At 60.4% G+C, this 15,387-nt stretch carries 17 protein-coding genes; 13 read left to right on the top strand and 4 right to left on the bottom strand.

Annotated elements, in window-relative coordinates; translation table 11 throughout:
- Nucleotides 1-54 precede the first annotated feature (54 nt).
- The 3 genes from ugpB to rsmI all read right to left on the bottom strand — a co-directional run bounded on the left by ugpB (nt 55) and on the right by rsmI (nt 2,761).
- On the bottom strand, nt 55-1,377 hold the full coding sequence (ugpB, locus tag EDE09_RS00215; protein ID WP_132408289.1) for a sn-glycerol-3-phosphate ABC transporter substrate-binding protein UgpB: 1,323 nt from the start codon (nt 1,375-1,377) through the stop codon (nt 55-57).
- Between the two features lie 111 nt (nt 1,378-1,488).
- Nucleotides 1,489-1,854 carry a YraN family protein gene (locus tag EDE09_RS00210; RefSeq protein ID WP_132408287.1) on the bottom strand — a complete coding sequence of 122 codons (366 nt, stop codon included), beginning with the start codon at nt 1,852-1,854 and terminating at the stop codon, nt 1,489-1,491.
- On the bottom strand, nt 1,844-2,761 hold the full coding sequence (gene rsmI / locus EDE09_RS00205) for a 16S rRNA (cytidine(1402)-2'-O)-methyltransferase (RefSeq protein ID WP_112802432.1): 918 nt from the start codon (nt 2,759-2,761) through the stop codon (nt 1,844-1,846). Before rsmI ends, EDE09_RS00210 begins: the two co-directional genes overlap by 11 nt.
- A gap of 258 nt (nt 2,762-3,019) precedes the next feature.
- On the opposite strand from rsmI, the gene dnaN reads away from it, so the two are divergent.
- The 7 genes from dnaN (at nt 3,020) to EDE09_RS27965 (ending at nt 8,031) form a co-directional block, all read left to right on the top strand.
- Complete coding sequence (gene dnaN, locus EDE09_RS00200) at nt 3,020-4,138, top strand: DNA polymerase III subunit beta (RefSeq protein WP_105370702.1); 1,119 nt, start codon at nt 3,020-3,022, stop codon at nt 4,136-4,138.
- 116 nt (nt 4,139-4,254) lie between these two features.
- Nucleotides 4,255-4,848: a phospholipid N-methyltransferase PmtA gene (pmtA, locus tag EDE09_RS00195; protein WP_132408285.1), complete on the top strand. Its 594-nt coding sequence runs from the start codon at nt 4,255-4,257 to the stop codon at nt 4,846-4,848.
- Nucleotides 4,848-5,450: a histidine phosphatase family protein gene (locus EDE09_RS00190; RefSeq protein ID WP_132408283.1), complete on the top strand. Its 603-nt coding sequence runs from the start codon at nt 4,848-4,850 to the stop codon at nt 5,448-5,450. Before pmtA ends, EDE09_RS00190 begins: the two co-directional genes overlap by 1 nt.
- Complete coding sequence (gene pyrF, locus EDE09_RS00185) at nt 5,437-6,129, top strand: orotidine-5'-phosphate decarboxylase (RefSeq protein ID WP_132408281.1); 693 nt, start codon at nt 5,437-5,439, stop codon at nt 6,127-6,129. The genes EDE09_RS00190 and pyrF overlap by 14 nt, the downstream gene beginning before the upstream one ends.
- Nucleotides 6,130-6,249: 120 nt before the next feature.
- Complete coding sequence (locus EDE09_RS00180) at nt 6,250-6,537, top strand: DUF1330 domain-containing protein (protein WP_132408279.1); 288 nt, start codon at nt 6,250-6,252, stop codon at nt 6,535-6,537.
- A 102-nt stretch (nt 6,538-6,639) separates the two neighbouring features.
- The gene (locus tag EDE09_RS00175; protein WP_132408277.1) at nt 6,640-7,620 is read left to right on the top strand and encodes a complex I NDUFA9 subunit family protein; all 981 of its coding nucleotides are present in this window, start codon (nt 6,640-6,642) and stop codon (nt 7,618-7,620) included.
- A gap of 258 nt (nt 7,621-7,878) precedes the next feature.
- A complete protein-coding gene (locus tag EDE09_RS27965; RefSeq protein ID WP_165924080.1) occupies nt 7,879-8,031 on the top strand; it encodes a hypothetical protein in 153 nt (50 codons plus the stop codon).
- A gap of 48 nt (nt 8,032-8,079) precedes the next feature.
- On the opposite strand, the gene EDE09_RS00170 is transcribed toward EDE09_RS27965, so the two are convergent.
- On the bottom strand, nt 8,080-8,886 hold the full coding sequence (locus EDE09_RS00170) for an undecaprenyl-diphosphate phosphatase (RefSeq protein WP_112802419.1): 807 nt from the start codon (nt 8,884-8,886) through the stop codon (nt 8,080-8,082).
- Between the two features lie 156 nt (nt 8,887-9,042).
- Here EDE09_RS00170 and EDE09_RS00165 point away from each other — a divergent pair, with 156 nt between their 5' ends.
- The 6 genes from EDE09_RS00165 (at nt 9,043) to EDE09_RS00140 (ending at nt 15,341) form a co-directional block, all read left to right on the top strand.
- Nucleotides 9,043-9,735 (top strand): glutathione S-transferase family protein, encoded by a 693-nt coding sequence (locus tag EDE09_RS00165; protein ID WP_105370404.1) that lies wholly within the window; start codon nt 9,043-9,045, stop codon nt 9,733-9,735.
- Complete coding sequence (queG, locus tag EDE09_RS00160) at nt 9,716-10,891, top strand: tRNA epoxyqueuosine(34) reductase QueG (RefSeq protein ID WP_132408275.1); 1,176 nt, start codon at nt 9,716-9,718, stop codon at nt 10,889-10,891. Before EDE09_RS00165 ends, queG begins: the two co-directional genes overlap by 20 nt.
- A complete protein-coding gene (locus tag EDE09_RS00155; RefSeq protein WP_132408273.1) occupies nt 10,891-11,763 on the top strand; it encodes an SDR family oxidoreductase in 873 nt (290 codons plus the stop codon). The genes queG and EDE09_RS00155 overlap by 1 nt, the downstream gene beginning before the upstream one ends.
- A 413-nt stretch (nt 11,764-12,176) precedes the next feature.
- Nucleotides 12,177-12,557, top strand: a complete 381-nt coding sequence (locus EDE09_RS00150; RefSeq protein WP_245505059.1) for a septal ring lytic transglycosylase RlpA family protein — start codon at nt 12,177-12,179, stop codon at nt 12,555-12,557.
- Nucleotides 12,558-12,641: 84 nt separating this feature from the next.
- Complete coding sequence (locus EDE09_RS00145) at nt 12,642-13,931, top strand: RsmB/NOP family class I SAM-dependent RNA methyltransferase (RefSeq protein ID WP_132408271.1); 1,290 nt, start codon at nt 12,642-12,644, stop codon at nt 13,929-13,931.
- A gap of 135 nt (nt 13,932-14,066) precedes the next feature.
- Nucleotides 14,067-15,341: an imelysin family protein gene (locus EDE09_RS00140; protein ID WP_132408269.1), complete on the top strand. Its 1,275-nt coding sequence runs from the start codon at nt 14,067-14,069 to the stop codon at nt 15,339-15,341.
- The last annotated feature ends 46 nt before the right edge of the window (nt 15,342-15,387 follow it).

The raw sequence follows: 15,387 nt of genomic DNA, 5'->3' as shown, positions 1-15,387 counted from the left end.
ACGAGCAAGGGAGGCCCGGCAGGCGCCGGCCCTCCCTGCAGTGAATCGGCGTGATCAGTTCGAGTTAGCCGCTTCGAATTCACGCAGCAGCGCGTTGCCACGCTGAACGGCACTGTCGAGCGCCTGCTTGGCGTCCTTCTTGTTGGCGAGCAGCGCCTGGAACTCCTCGTCGACAATGGTGCGGACCTGCGTGAAATTGCCAAACCGCAAGCCCTTCGAATTGTCCGAAGGGGTGCCGCGGGTGATCTGCTTGATGGCGATGTCGGAACCCGGGTTCTTTTCGTAGTAGCCCTGCTTCTGGCCAAGATCGTAGGCGGCATTGGTGATCGGCAGGTAACCGGTGAACTGGTGCCAATCGGCCTGGACTTCCGCCTTGGAGAGGTAGCTGAAGAACTTGGCAACACCCTTGTAGGTGGCCTTGTCCTTGCCGTTCAGCACCCAGAGGGTCGCGCCGCCGATGATGGAGTTCTTCGGCTCCTTGATCTCGTCGTCATAATAAGGCAGCGGAGCAAAGCCCGGAGTGAAGGTCTTGGCGTTGTTGATAACGCCGGCGCGGCCTGCAGACGAGTTCATGGTGATTGCGCATTCCTGCGCGTAGAACATCGTCGCCGCCTGATCGCCACCGACCGGACCGCCGTACTTGAACAGGCCCTCGTCCTGCCACTTTTTCAGATTTGCCCAATGCTTGACCTGAAGCGGGCCATTGAAGTTGAATTCGGACTTCACGCCGCCAAAACCGTTCTGCAGAGTGCCGAAAGGCTTGTCGTGAATCGCCGACAGGTTCTCCGTCTGAACCCAGGTGATCCAGGCGGAGGTGAAGCCACACTTGGCAGCGCCCGAAGAGACGATCTTCTTCGAGAACTCTTCGACTTCCTTCCAGGTCTTCGGAGCGACTTCCGGATCAAGGCCGGCCTTCTTGAAGACGTCCTTGTTGTAATACATGATCGGCGTGGAGGAGTTGAAGGGCAGCGACAGGATGTTGCCCTGGGTATCGGAATAATAACCAGTGACCGGCGCCAGGAAGGTCTTGGGGTCGAAGGTTTCGCCCTCATCGGCCATCAGCTTGTAAACCGGATATACGGCACCCTTGGCAGCCATCATCGTGCCTGTGCCGACTTCGAAGACCTGAACGATAGCCGGCTGCTGTTTTGCGCGGAAAGCGGCGATCGCTGCCGTCAGCGTTTCTGGATAGCTTCCCTTGTAGACAGGCACGACCTTGTAGTCGGTCTGGCTCTCGTTGAATTTCTGAGCGATTTCTTCCAGCTTCTTGCCGAGTTCGCCACCCATGGCATGCCACCAGGTGACTTCCGTCGCAGCAAGCGAAGAGGTTGCCGACAGAGCGACCGCGAATGCGGCCATCGAAAGTTTTTTCAACATTTTATGTCCTCCACCTTGATTGGTGCCGGCCCCGAATAGGGTCCTCCCATGACACCGACTTTACAGTTTTATGTCATTTTTCTAACAGAGCAAGGATCGTTGGAAGTTTCCTTAAAACGCGTCCGGAAAATGCCGAGGAAGCCGGCTCGGCAATACGGCAATAATGTCGTAACGCTGCGAAAGCCTCGCCGCATCCTTCCGCTTCGAAAGCCACAGATCGCTTGCCGCGCGGATGCGAGCCTGCGTGGTGAAGCCAACGGCATCGATCGCTTCCTGTTCGCCGATCCGGGCCTTCACTTCGACGAAGATGACGAGATCACCTTTGCGGGCAATCAGATCTATCTCGCCGAGTTTGGTGCGATAGCGGATCGCCAGAACCCGGTAGCCCTTTGCCAGCAGGTACAACGCGGCCAGATATTCCGAGACATGGCCTCGGCGTTCGGCCTTGCGCCGCTTCAAGCCGGGGTCATTTTCCACCGCCACCCGTTTCCTTCAGGTCCAGGAGCCGCTGATAGAGGTCTTTTCGGCCAAGCCCCGTGAGGCGGGCGGCTTCTGCTGCCGCCTTGGCCGTCGGCATCGTGGCCGAGAGTTCCCGTAGCAGTGCTTCCACCTCCACCTCGCCCGGCGCCTCTTCCGCCTGCGGAGGCGCGACAAGCAGTACGATCTCGCCTTTCACGGTCCGCTCCTCATCATAATAAGCGGCAAGTTCCTGCAGCGATCCGCGACGGAACTCCTCGAAGGTCTTCGTGAGCTCCCGGCAGACACAGGCGCGACGGTTTTTCCCAAGCACCTCCGCCGCCGCCGCAAGAGTGGCGCCGATCCGATGCGGCGATTCGAAGAAGATCAGCGTGGCAGGCACTTTGGAAAGCTCCGCCAGCCGATCTCGCCGTCCCTTGTCCTTGGCCGGCAGGAAACCGGCAAAAAGAAAGGCGTCCGAAGGCATGCCAGAGCCGACAAGAGCCGCAAGCGGCGCAGACGCGCCGGGGATCGGCACGACCCTATGACCAGCCTCGACTGCCATCTGCCCAAGCCGGTAGCCCGGATCGGAGACCAGCGGCGTGCCGGCATCGGAGACGAGTGCCACCGATTTTCCTTCCTCTAGGGCGGCAATCAGCTTCGGCCCGGCCTCATCCGCATTATGCTCATGGTAGGCAAAGGGCCGGTTGACGATACCGTAACGGTCCAGCAGGACCCGGGTGACGCGCGTATCTTCGCAGGCCAGCACGTCGACGCCCGCGAGCGTCTCCAAGGCGCGCAAGGTGATGTCCCCGAGATTGCCGATCGGCGTCGCCACCAGATAAAGCGCCGGCTCCTGCGGTCTGGCAGGCACGAATGTGTTGGCAACGCGATAGCCGCGCTGGGCGGCTTTATGTTCGTCTGCCACGGGATACCTTAGGGGATAGGATGCTCATGCCTCTTTATGAGCATCCTAGCCCGGTTCGGCAAGTAAACGGAGGAGATGTTTTCTGTGTGCAGTGCAAGCCGATCGGGCGATTTGGCATGGCAACTCCTTGTTCACCTCTTGCTTTTCGCCGCCGTTGTCTGCCATTTTGCGCGTCCACATCATCCGGCTGCCTTGGAGCCGGCACAATATCAGGGTCCGGCCCTGCCGGATCCGTCACGGTCGAAAGCGATAGCGTCCATGCGTATTACTCTTGAGCGGTCCAACCTTCTGAAATCGCTGAACCACGTACATCGCGTGGTCGAGCGGCGGAACACGATCCCGATCCTTTCCAACGTGCTGATGCGCGCCTCGGGCAACAGCCTCGACCTGAAAGCGACCGACCTCGACCTCGAGATCACCGAGTCCCTCCCGGCCATGGTGGAGAATGCGGGAGCGACGACGGTTCCGGCGCATCTGCTTTATGAAATCGTCCGCAAGCTGCCCGACGGTTCGGAAGTGCTGCTCGCGACCAATCCGGACGGCGGCTCCATGACCGTACAGTCCGGCCGCTCGAAGTTCTCGCTGCAGTGCCTGCCGGAATCGGATTTCCCCGATCTCACCGCCGGCAGCTTCACACATACCTTCAAGCTGAAGGCGACCGATCTGAAGATGCTGATCGACCGCACGCAGTTCGCGATCTCCACCGAGGAGACTCGCTATTACCTGAACGGCATCTTCTTCCACACGATCGAGGCCGGCGGCGACCTGAAGCTTCGCGCCGTCGCGACCGACGGACACCGCCTGGCCCGCGCCGATGTCCAGGCGCCGGCCGGTTCGGAAGGCATGCCGGGGATCATTATTCCCCGCAAGACGGTCGGCGAATTGCAGAAGCTCATGGACGACGCCGAGGCAATCGTCACCGTCGAAGTTTCCGACGCGAAGATCCGCCTGACGATCGGCACGGTGGTGATGACTTCAAAGCTGATCGACGGCACCTTCCCCGACTACCAGCGGGTTATTCCGACCGGCAACGATAAGGAAATGCGGGTCGATTGCGAAAGCTTCACCAAGGCGGTCGATCGCGTCTCCACCATTTCCTCGGAGCGTGGCCGCGCCGTCAAGCTGTCGCTTACGGACGGTCAGCTCATGCTGACGGTCAACAACCCCGATTCCGGCAGCGCTACGGAAGAAGTGGCAGTCGGCTACGACAACGATCCGATGGAAATCGGCTTCAACGCCAAATACCTGCTCGACATCACGGCGCAGTTGTCCGGTGATGATGCGATCTTCATGCTGGCGGATGCCGGCTCTCCGACGCTGGTACGGGACACGGCCGGCGACGATGCACTCTACGTCTTGATGCCTATGCGCGTCTAATCATCGAAGCGGCTGGCAACCAGCCGCTTTTTTCATGACCTACGCCAGATGCGACATTTGCTCTTGCCTTTGCGGCATGAACATCGGCATAAGGCATTCAAGAGGGAGGACAGACGATGGAATTGCGTCTGAAAGAGCGGCTGGGCCGCAAGTTCAATGAGGAAATCCGGTTCTTCAAAGGCTGGATCGACGGACCGAAACAGGTTGGCGCCATTCTTCCGACTTCCTCCGTCACCGCGAAACGGATGGCAAGCGTCATCAATACCGGGTCCGGTCTGCCTGTGCTGGAACTGGGCCCCGGCACGGGCATCATCACCAAGGCTATCCTGAAGCACGGCGTTCGGCCTGAGGAACTCGTCTCCGTCGAATATTCGACGGACTTCTATCAGCATCTCCTGAAGGCCTTCCCCGGCGTGAATTTCATCAACGGCGACGCCTTCGACCTCGACCGCACCTTGGGCAATTTGAAAGACACGACCTTCGACAGCGTGATCTCCGCCATTCCGCTGCTGAGCTTCCCGATGGAGCGTCGCATCGCCCTGCTGGAAGATCTGCTCGACCGCATGCCGGCGGGCCGGCCGATGATGCAGATCACCTATGGCCCCATTTCGCCGATCATCGCCAATCCGGACCGCTACAAGATCAAGCACTACGATTTCGTCATGCGCAATATTCCGCCGGCGCAGCTGTGGACCTATACGCGCCCCTGATGTTCGGCCTCTACATCACGCATCCTCAGGTTCGGATCGACCCCGGCGTACCGGTGCCGAAGTGGGGACTTTCGGATATAGGACGGGGGCGCGCCGAACAGGCGAGCCGTTCGGGCTGGGCGAAAAAGCTCGGCCGGATCGTTTCCAGCGATGAGGTGAAGGCAACCGAGACGGCAAGAATACTCGCCTCGGCGGCCGGCATCGAGGTCGAGATCTTCCCTCGCATGCACGAGAACGACCGGTCCGCCACCGGCTTCCTGCTGCCACCCGAATTCGAAAAAGCGGCGGACTGGTTCTTTGCCCATCCGCAGGAGAGCTTCAAGGGCTGGGAGCGGGCTGTCGACGCGCAAGCCCGGATCGTCTCCTCCGTTGTTCGGATCCTCGACAGTCATGATCCCGACGTGCCGATCGCCTTCGTGGGCCATGGCGGTGTCGGCACCCTTCTGAAATGCCACCTTCTCGGCCTGCCGATTTCGCGGGACCGGGATCAGCCGGGCGGCGGCGGAAATCTCTTCCACTTCACCCTTGCGGATCGAACCGTCTCATGCGACTGGACGGCAATCGAGACATGGCAGGGAGTTCAAGCCGATGAACGCACGTAACCGTCTGATCGTAGGCCTCGACATCCCGACCGTCGGCGAAGCGGAAAAGATGGTCGCGACGCTCGGCGACAGGATTTCCTTCTACAAGATCGGCTACCAGCTCGCTTTTGCCGGCGGGCTCGAATTTGCCCGCGACCTTGCCAGAGACGGCAAGAACGTCTTTCTCGACATGAAGCTGCTCGATATCGACAATACGGTGGCGAAGGGCGTCGAGAATATCGCCAAGATGGGCATGACCATGCTGACCCTGCATGCCTATCCGAAGGCGATGCGTGCCGCGGTCGAGGCAGCAGAGGGCTCCGGCCTGTGCCTGCTTGCAGTGACCGTCCTGACGTCGATGGACGAAACCGATCTCATTGACGCCGGTTACGAATACGACCCGCATACCTTGGTGCTGCGCCGCGCCGAACAGGCGCTTTCAGCAGGCATGGGCGGCATCGTCTGCTCGGCGGAGGAGTCGGCTGCGGTTCGCAAGATCGTCGGCCCGGATATGGCGGTCGTCACACCGGGCATCCGGCCGGCCGGCTCGGACGCCGGGGATCAGAAGCGGGTGATGACGCCCGCGGACGCGCTGCAGGCCGGATCGAGCCATCTCGTCGTCGGTCGCCCGATCGTCAAGGCCTTAGACCCGCAGGCGGCGGCGGAGGCCATCCTGGCCGAGATGCAAACCGTCCTCTAGGCTCCTCCAGGGCCTTCCCGCCACAGCAATCCGGCATGATGGCGATTGTCGGCCTTGATCATCTCGACCCGCGCACAATTTCATCGAAGCCCGCTCACACGCCGTATTGGAGGAATTCTCATGGCCAAGGGATACTGGATCGCCCGCATCGATATCCGCGATCCGGAACGTTATAAGGATTACGTTGCCGCGACGAAGGCCCCCTTCGCGAAGTACGGCGCGAAGCCGCTTGCCCGCGGCGGTCCGTTCACCGAACTGGAAGGCAAGGCGCGGGCGCGCAATGTGGTGCTCGAATTCCCCTCGGCACAGGCCGCGATAGACTGCTATAACTCGCCGGAATACCAGATCGCCGCGAAAATCCGCCAGGAAGCGGCGGATGGGGAACTGGTGGTGGTCGAAGGCATCTGAAGCCTCGAAACCAAAAGCGATGCGGCAGTGTGGGTACTTCCACCTCTGCCACGATTCGGCTAAAGACCATTCAACCCTTCCAATCGGCTCCCGGAGCATGTCATGACCGTCAGTAACCTTCCGCCCCTCGTCACCGTTTTCGGAGGATCCGGGTTCGTCGGGCGGCACGTGGTCAGAACGCTCGTCAGGCGGGGCTATCGAGTGCGGGTCGCAGTGCGCCGTCCCGATCTTGCAGGTTTCCTTCTGCCGGCCGGTTATGTCGGCCAGATCGCGCTCGTACAGGCGAACCTGCGTTACCGTCAGTCGATCTTCCGGGCCGTCGAAGGTGCTTCTCATGTGGTGAACTGCGTCGGCATCATGTTCGAGTCAGGCCGCAACACCTTCGATGCCGTCCAGGATTTCGGAGCCCGCTCGATCGCGGAAGCCGCCCAGGCGGTCGGCGCCAAGCTCACGCATATCTCCGCGATCGGCGCCGATTCGAACTCCCCTTCCTCCTACGCCCGCACGAAGGCGCGCGCTGAGGCGACCATCCTGTCGCTCCTTCCGGATGCCGTCATCCTGCGCCCGTCGATCATGTTCGGCCATGAAGACAGTTTCTTCAACAAGTTCGCCGCGATGGCGAAGGTCTTCCCGGCGCTTCCGCTCGTGGGCGGCGGCAGGACGAAATTCCAGCCGGTCTATGTCGAAGATGTCGCCGAGGCCGTTGCCCGTTCGGTGGACGGCACGATAGCCCCCGGCAAGATCTACGAGCTGGGCGGCCCTGAGGTCATGACCTTCCGCGAATGTCTCGAGACGATGCTGCGTATTACCAACCGCTCCAATGCCTTGGTCTCGCTGCCTTTCGGCATTGCGTCGCTGATCGGCAGCATCGCGTCGCTCATTCCCTTCGTGAAGCCGCCGATTACCAGCGATCAGGTGAAGCTGCTCAAGGTTGATAACGTCGTTTCCGAGGCCGCCGCCAAGGAAGGCCGTACGCTCCAGGGGATGGGCATCCGTCCGACGCTCGCCACATCCATCCTGCCATCCTACCTCGTGCAATATCGTCCGCAGGGCCAATATACCGGGTCTGGCCGGGCCGCCTGATTTTTCTTTGCCTTGCCGAGACTTTACTTACCCTTGCGGAAAGACCGACTGCTCGCCTAAAAAGCGAGCAGTCTTTTGTTTTGGCTTATCTTTCGAGCATGAGATGTGGCACAAAGGCCGCACAGACCAATGCAGTGGCGTTAACGCCGGATTCAGCAAAATCCTTTATTGAATTCCTTGAATGCGAGCAATAAAGCTCGCCTCCCAACAAGACATTCAATCGTGACGATCAAACCATCCTTGGAAAGGCATTCCTTCATGGGCAAGCCCATCGCGCTCTTTTTTGCATGCGCTGCACTGATCATCCTGGCGGGCTCCTTCATGGCTCCGAAGACAGACGCAGCCACCAAGAGCGGATGCGCGCCGGCCTATGGCGTCGACCCGTGCAGCACGGCGTCCATCCAGCACTAAGGTAACCTGATCCGGATGCAAGGCGGCCTCTCGGCCGCCTTTTTTCGTTCATGCTCCCAGGAGAAGCGCGATCAGGCCTGCGACGCCGACGATGATCCGCCACCAGGCGAAGGGCGCATAACCTCGGCTCGATACAAAATCCAAGAGGGAGCGCACGACGATGAGGGCGGTGGCGAAAGCGGCGATAAACCCCACGGCAATTACCGCGCCGTCATCGAAGCTCAACGCTGCGCGGTTCTTATAGAGATCCAACGTGAACGCGCCGAGCATGGTCGGCATGGCGAGGAAGAAGGAAAACTCCGCTGCCGAACGCTTGTCGGCGCCGAGAAGCAGCGCGCCTACGATGGTCGCGCCTGAACGGGACGTGCCTGGAACCATCGCAAGGCATTGGAAAAGCCCGATCTTGAACGCGAGCGACGGCGGATAGTCCATCACGTCGTGATAGACCGGCCGGAACTTGATCTTGTCGACCGCCAGCAGCACAAGCCCCCCGAGAATCAGCACCACGCAGATCAGCATCGGTGTTTCGAAGAGAACCGTCTTGATGAAATCATGCGCCAGAGCGCCGATGACGGCCGCAGGCAGGAAGGCGATGAGGACGGTTGCGACAAAACCTCGGGCCTTTGCGCTGCTGGGCAGGTCGGTGGCGATCTGCAGAAGCTTGCGGAAATAAACGAGCAGGATAGCCAGGATCGCACCCAGCTGAATCAATACGGCGAATGTGTTGCCTGGAGATTGAAAACCGAGAAAATGGCCGGCTAGCAGAACGTGGGCGGTGGACGATACGGGAAGAAACTCCGTAAGCCCCTCGATCAAGCCAAGAACGAGGGCGCTGATAATGGACTGATCCGCCATTCTTAATCCTTTATTGAGTAGATAAGGGCAGTTTTAAGCACTCTATGAGCCATTGCTTGTCTTGGCCCTACCAAATCCATATAGCTGTCATATGTCAGGCGGGCGCGTAAAGCAGCCTTACCCTTCCTAGACAATGTTCGTGAAGTTCAAATATCCATGCCCACTCTCTACCATCACTCCATGTCTTCGGCCTCCCGCTTCGTCCGGCTGATTCTGGCCGAATACGGGTTTCAGGCGGATCTGGTCGAAGAGCAGCCCTGGGAAAAGCGTCGCGAATTCCTGACGCTCAATCCGGCGGGCACCCTTCCCGTCTATGTGGACGACAGCATGAGAGTACTTTGTGGCCCTTCCGTGCTCTTGGAATTTCTGGATGAGACGCATGGCGTCTTGAAGCGCGACCGCCGGCTGCTCGCCGAAGACCCATGGCAGCGCGCCGAGATCCGCCGGTTGACGGAATGGTTCCTCCAGAAGATGGAACAGGACGTGACGCGTCCTCTGACCCGCGAGCGAATCTACAAGCTGCAGATGACGGCCGCCCAGGGCGGCGGTGCACCGGATTCCAAAGTGCTGCGCACCTCGCGCGCCAATATCAGGCAGCACATGAAATATCTCTCGTGGCTCGCAGGCTCGCGGCCCTGGCTCGCAGGGGATCGATTGAGTTACGCAGACCTTGCCGCCGCGGCCTCCATCTCGGTGCTCGACTACCTCGGCGAAATCGAATGGGCCGAAACGCCGGTGGCCAAGGATTGGTATCAGCGTCTAAAGTCCCGCCCCTCCTTCCGGCCGCTGCTTGCCGAACGCATCCGCGGCATCACTCCGGTATCTCACTATGCGGACCTTGATTTCTGAAGCCACGGCGCGAGAGGAGGACAAGGCACGGAGGCGGCGGGAGAAGCTGACCGCCTTCGTCCGCGAGGAGGCGGCCGCGACGGGCTTCGACCTCTGCCGCATCACCGGCTCCGACAGCATTCCCAGAGCTCCCGAACGGCTCGGCGCCTTTCTGGCTGATGGTCACCATGCCACGATGGAATGGATGGCTGAGACCCGCGAACGGCGCGCCGACCCGAAAGTACTCTGGTCGGAGGTGCGATCGATCGTCATGTTTGGCCTCAACTACGGGCCGGAGGAAGATCCACGCAGCATTCTTGAGAAGCCCGACAAAGCGGCGATCTCCGTCTATGCCCGCAACCGCGACTATCACGACATCATCAAGGGGCGGCTGAAGGAAATCGCCACGCGCTTCGCCGCCCGCGCCGGCGAGGACGTCAAGGTCTTTGTCGATACGGCTCCTGTCATGGAAAAGCCGCTGGCGGAAGCGGCCGGACTTGGATGGCAGGGCAAGCATACCAATCTCGTCAGCCGCACCCACGGCTCCTGGCTCTTCCTCGGCAGCCTGTTCACAACAGCTGACCTTCTTCTGGACAAGCCAGAGGACGATCATTGCGGCTCCTGCCGCGCCTGCCTCGACGCCTGTCCGACCGCCGCTTTTCCCGCGCCTTACCGGCTCGATGCGCGCCGCTGCATTTCCTATCTGACCATCGAGCACAAAGGGCCGATCGATCCGGAATTCCGATCGCTTATCGGCAACCGCATCTATGGTTGCGATGATTGCCTGGCCGCGTGTCCCTGGAACAAGTTCGCGGCAAGCGCATCGGAAATGAAGCTGAAGGCCCGGGAGGACCTGAAGGAACCGGAGATCGCCTTCCTGCTGACATTGGACGATCCGACGTTCCGCACCTTCTTCAGCGGCTCTCCCGTCAAACGCATCGGCCGGGACCGCTTCATTCGCAACGTGCTGATCGCCGCCGGCAACTCCGGCGATGCCTCGCTGATTGAGCGTTGCCGCGACCTTGCGGACGACCCTTCGCCAGCGGTGCGCGGCATGGTCATATGGGCTCTGAAACGCCTGATGCCTGCCGACGAATTCCTGCGATTTGCGCAGAAACGCCTTCTTGAGGACGAGCCCGAGGTGGTGGATGAATGGAAATTGGCGGGAGTGGCCTGATGCGCGTAATGATTTTCGGATGCGGTTATTCCGGCCAGGCAATTGCCGAGGCCTTTGAAGCGGAAGGCGCGCGGGTTTCCGGCACCGCGAGGAGCACGGAAAAGGCGCAGGATCTCGCAACCAAAGACATCCATGCATTCGTCTTCGACGGCAGTGCCTTCAGCAACGAACTCCTGATCGAACTGAGGGAGGTTACGCATCTCGTTCAGTCCATTCCGCCTGGCAAGGAAGGCGACCCGTTACTGAAACTCCTCGCGAGACAGCTCCGCGAACTTTGCCCGAAGCTTCAATGGATCGGCTACCTCTCCACCGTCGGCGTCTACGGCGACCACGGCGGAGGCTGGGTGACCGAGGAGACGCCCGGCAGCCCGATACTCGGCCGCTCGATCGAGCGGGTCGATACCGAGGAAGCCTGGATCTCCGAGGGCAAAGGCGGCGGCATACCGGTGGCAATCCTGCGGCTTGCAGGAATTTACGGACCGGGCCGCAACGCCTTCGTCAATCTTGCGCGCGGCACGGCGCGGCGCATCATAAAGAAAGACCAGGTCTTCAACCGGATCCGTGTCGAAGACATCGGCGGCGCCGCCTTGTTCCTCGCAAAGCGCGAGATGGAAGGCATCTATAACGTCACGGATGACGAGCCCGGTCCGCCGCAGGACGTCATCATCGAAGCCGCCCGGCTGATGGGTGTCGAGCCCCCTCCGGAACAGGACTTCGAGACAGCCGACATGACCCCCATGGCCCGGTCCTTTTACGGAGCCAACAAGCGCGTTTCCAATGCCAAAATCCGCGCGTTGGGGTTCCAGTTCCGCTTCCCGAACTACCGCATGTCACTCGACGAGATGTGGTCGACAGGCCGATGGAGAGGATAATTTTCCCATTTTGAAACGGGTGAAAATTCCATCTTCAGCCACTCTGCTGGTTATTATTTCTTAGGATCTGCGGCAACCGGCCATAATATTTGTCCAAATGAGGCAAAGAATCTTGCATCGCAACAAATTTTTTTCCGCGATTTTCGTGATCGCCCGGGACGCGACCATCATCCCGGAATAGCTTTCCTCTTTATGCCTGTTTTTAAAGGTTTTCTTCCTAGAAAGGTTAGCTGGCTTCTTAAACGATTCAGTAGAATCTGGATCACAAATGTTACGCTACGTAATACTCCGTGATCAAAAGTCCCACTTTTCCGCCACTTTTCGCCCCGCTTAGCCATTCTTGCACGCAACGTGCAGGGACCAATCGAACGGGGACGACCGACTTGACAACAATTCGACGCTCGACTTTCGCCGTGGCCGCAACTGCTTCTTTTGCACTTCTCGGCTCCGCGCAGGCCAATGCTGCGCCCGGGTGCGGCCACGCATCCTGGTATGCTCTGACTTCCAAGACCGCATCCGGTGAACGGATGAATGCGTCGCTGCTTACCGCCGCTCACCGCTCGCTGCCTTTCGGCACCAAAGTAAAGGTGACGAACAAGCGCAACGGCAAGAGCGTCGTCGTACGGATCAATGACCGCGGACCATTCATCCGCGGACGCGTGATCGACGTTTCCAAGGCTGCCGCCAAGAACATCGGCATGGTCAGCTCCGGCACCGCGCAGGTCTGTTATCAGATCGTCGACGCCGGAAACCAGAAGATCGCCGGCAAGGGCCTGAAGGCAATCGACGGCTAAGGCTGGACCGCACCGCCTCTTGCTCTTCGGAGCAATCGCAGCTAGGAGCCCTCCCATACGGGTGCAACCGATACGGAGAGCAACATGCGACTGGGCGGACGAGTGGCCGGAGCCATCGAGGTTCTGTCCGATATAGAGACGCGGAAGCGGCCTGTCGCCGACGCCCTCAAGGATTGGGGCCTCGCGCATCGTTTTGCCGGCTCGGGCGATCGCGCAGCTGTCGGAAACATCGTCTATGACGCCTTGAGGATGCGGCTCTCGCATGCCTGGATCATGGACGACGAGAGCCCGACTGCTCTCGCCTATGCGGTCCTCATCCGGCAATGGGGCCTCTCGCCCGAGGCTCTGCATGCCGAGTTCGCCGATGACCGCTTTGCGCCGCCTGCTCTTACCGAAGCGAACCTTTCGGCACTTGCCTCCCGCAATCTCGAGGATGCGCCGCTCCATGTTCAGGGCGACATCCCGGACTGGATACAGCCATCCTTCGAAGCCAATTTCGGCGAGGACTGGCTTGTCGAGGCCAAGGCACTCAACGGCCGGCCGACCCTCGATCTCCGCGCCAATACCCTGAAGGCGTCGCGAGAGAAGGTCGTAAAGGCGCTGGAACGCTCAGGTGCCAAACCCGCGCGCATCGCCCGCAACGGCATTCGGATTGCCGCCGGCGAAGGAGCATCCCGTCTGCCCAACGTCACCGCCGAGCTTTCGTTCCAAAAAGGGTGGTTCGAAGTTCAGGACGAAGGATCGCAGATCGTCGCCGAGCTCGTGCAGCCGGGCGAACATGACCAGGTTCTCGACTATTGCGCCGGCGGCGGCGGCAAGACCCTCGCCATGGCGGCCGCGATGCACAACAAGGGGCAGATCCACGCCTATGACGCCGACCGCAAGCGGCTCGCTCCGATTATCGAACGGCTGCGCCGAGCCGGCACCCGCAACGTTCAGGTCCATGACGACGCGCGTCAGCTCGAGCCCCTGAGAGGGAAAATCGATGCGGTTCTTGTCGATGCGCCTTGCACCGGCACGGGAACATGGCGCCGGCGTCCGGACACGAAATGGCGCCTGACGCCCAAAAACCTGGACGAGCGCATCGCACAACAGCAGGAGGCGCTGACGGAAGCGGCAGCCTTCGTGAAGCCGGGCGGCGCGTTGCTCTACGTCACCTGCTCGATCCTGCCGGAAGAAAACGACCGGCAAACAGCCCGGTTCTGCGCGGAGAACCCGCAGTTTTCAGTGGTACCAACCGAGCCGCGATGGGAGCAGGCTTTCGGCAAAGATGCTCCTCAGCCGCGATCGAAGGATCATCTCTCCGTCACGCTCACCCCCGCAAGCACCGATACCGACGGCTTCTTTTTCTGCCGGATGCAGCGAGAGCGCTGAACCGGAGGGCAAGATGGTAAGAGGCCTCCCCTTCTTTCAAAGCGTTCTAAACTAGATCGTTTGACACCAGTTTCCATTTGCGCGAAGAACTCGATCGAGCGGCCAGGGAACCTCGGCCGCCGAAGGAGAGGGACCATGATCCGCAAGACCGTTCTGAGCGCCGCGCTGGCGCTTTTTGCCGCCTCCGCGGCCTATACCGTCACGCCGGCAAAGGCCGCCGATGCCGCCGCCGTCCTCAAGCATTATGCCGAGCTCGCGCATGCCAAATACGAGGACTCGCTGACGACGGCCAAGAAGCTCGACGCTGCAATCGATGCGCTGATCGCAAAGCCCAGCGAGGAAACGCTGAAGGCCGCCAAGGCCGCCTGGATCGCCGCGCGCGTTCCTTATCAGCAGACGGAAGTCTATCGCTTCGGCAACCCCATCGTCGACGAATGGGAAGGCAAAGTGAACGCCTGGCCCCTCGATGAAGGCCTGATCGATTATGTCGACGCCTCCTACGGCAAGGAGAGCGACGAGAACGAGCTTTACACCGCCAATGTCATCGCCAATCCGAAAATCAAGGTCAACGGCGAAGAGATCGACGTCACCAACATCACGCCCGAGACCCTTCAGAGCCTGCACGAAGCCGGCGAGATCGAGGCGAATGTCGCGACCGGCTATCACGCGATCGAGTTCCTTCTCTGGGGGCAGGATTTGAACGGCACCGGCGCGGGAGCCGGCAAGCGCCCCTTTACCGACTACGACAAGGCCAATTGCACCGGCGGAAACTGCGATCGCCGCGCCGCCTACCTGAAGGCTGCATCGACCCTGCTCGTAACCGACCTCGAGGACATGGTGAAAGCCTGGGCCCCCGATGGCGACGCCACCAAGAACGTCACAGGCGACCCCAAGGCGGGGCTGTCGGCGATCCTTACCGGCATGGGTTCGCTATCCTACGGCGAACTTGCCGGCGAACGCATGAAACTCGGCCTTCTGCTGCACGATCCGGAAGAAGAACACGATTGTTTCTCGGACAATACCTATGCGTCGCATCTCAACGACGCGATCGGCATCAAGTCGGCCTATACGGGCGAATATCTCCGGGTCGACGGTACGAAGCTGAAGGGACCCTCGGTTTCGGAATTGGTCGTCGCCAAGGACAAGGCGCTCGACACCGAGATGAAGAGCAAGCTCGATGCGACGCTCGCCGCCATGAACGCCATGGCTGATCGGGGCCAGAAGGTCGAGGCCTATGACCAGATGATCGGTGAGAACAATGTCAAGGGTAATGCCGTGGTCCAGAAGGCGATCGACGGCCTGATCGATCAGACCAAGACGATCGAGCGCGTCATTGCGTCGCTGGATCTCGGCAAGATCGAGCTTGAAGGTTCCGACAGCCTTGATAATCCTGACGCCGTTTTCAAGTAATTTCCAATAAAGGCGGGTCGCGGCTTGATGAGCTTGCGGCCCGATG

Origin of the sequence: Neorhizobium sp. S3-V5DH (assembly GCF_004343065.1) — a bacterium.
GTDB classification, from domain to species: Bacteria; Pseudomonadota; Alphaproteobacteria; order Rhizobiales; family Rhizobiaceae; genus Neorhizobium; species Neorhizobium huautlense.
The sequence above is the reverse complement of the archived record's forward strand: the minus strand, read 5'-3'. Positions and strand labels throughout refer to the sequence as shown.

What these genes read in the sequence shown, in the direction of transcription:
- pyrF (WP_132408281.1), top strand. Translation starts at nt 5,437, where the DNA reads ATGAACGCACGTAACCGTCTGATCGTAGGCCTCGACATCCCGACCGTC.
- EDE09_RS00140 (WP_132408269.1), top strand. Translation starts at nt 14,067, where the DNA reads ATGATCCGCAAGACCGTTCTGAGCGCCGCGCTGGCGCTTTTTGCCGCC.
- EDE09_RS00175 (WP_132408277.1), top strand. Translation starts at nt 6,640, where the DNA reads ATGACCGTCAGTAACCTTCCGCCCCTCGTCACCGTTTTCGGAGGATCC.
- EDE09_RS27965 (WP_165924080.1), top strand. Translation starts at nt 7,879, where the DNA reads ATGGGCAAGCCCATCGCGCTCTTTTTTGCATGCGCTGCACTGATCATC.
- EDE09_RS00190 (WP_132408283.1), top strand. Translation starts at nt 4,848, where the DNA reads ATGTTCGGCCTCTACATCACGCATCCTCAGGTTCGGATCGACCCCGGC.
- EDE09_RS00145 (WP_132408271.1), top strand. Translation starts at nt 12,642, where the DNA reads ATGCGACTGGGCGGACGAGTGGCCGGAGCCATCGAGGTTCTGTCCGAT.
- EDE09_RS00155 (WP_132408273.1), top strand. Translation starts at nt 10,891, where the DNA reads ATGCGCGTAATGATTTTCGGATGCGGTTATTCCGGCCAGGCAATTGCC.
- dnaN (WP_105370702.1), top strand. Translation starts at nt 3,020, where the DNA reads ATGCGTATTACTCTTGAGCGGTCCAACCTTCTGAAATCGCTGAACCAC.
- queG (WP_132408275.1), top strand. Translation starts at nt 9,716, where the DNA reads ATGCGGACCTTGATTTCTGAAGCCACGGCGCGAGAGGAGGACAAGGCA.
- EDE09_RS00165 (WP_105370404.1), top strand. Translation starts at nt 9,043, where the DNA reads ATGCCCACTCTCTACCATCACTCCATGTCTTCGGCCTCCCGCTTCGTC.
- ugpB (WP_132408289.1), bottom strand. Translation starts at nt 1,377, where the DNA reads ATGTTGAAAAAACTTTCGATGGCCGCATTCGCGGTCGCTCTGTCGGCA.
- EDE09_RS00170 (WP_112802419.1), bottom strand. Translation starts at nt 8,886, where the DNA reads ATGGCGGATCAGTCCATTATCAGCGCCCTCGTTCTTGGCTTGATCGAG.
- pmtA (WP_132408285.1), top strand. Translation starts at nt 4,255, where the DNA reads ATGGAATTGCGTCTGAAAGAGCGGCTGGGCCGCAAGTTCAATGAGGAA.
- EDE09_RS00180 (WP_132408279.1), top strand. Translation starts at nt 6,250, where the DNA reads ATGGCCAAGGGATACTGGATCGCCCGCATCGATATCCGCGATCCGGAA.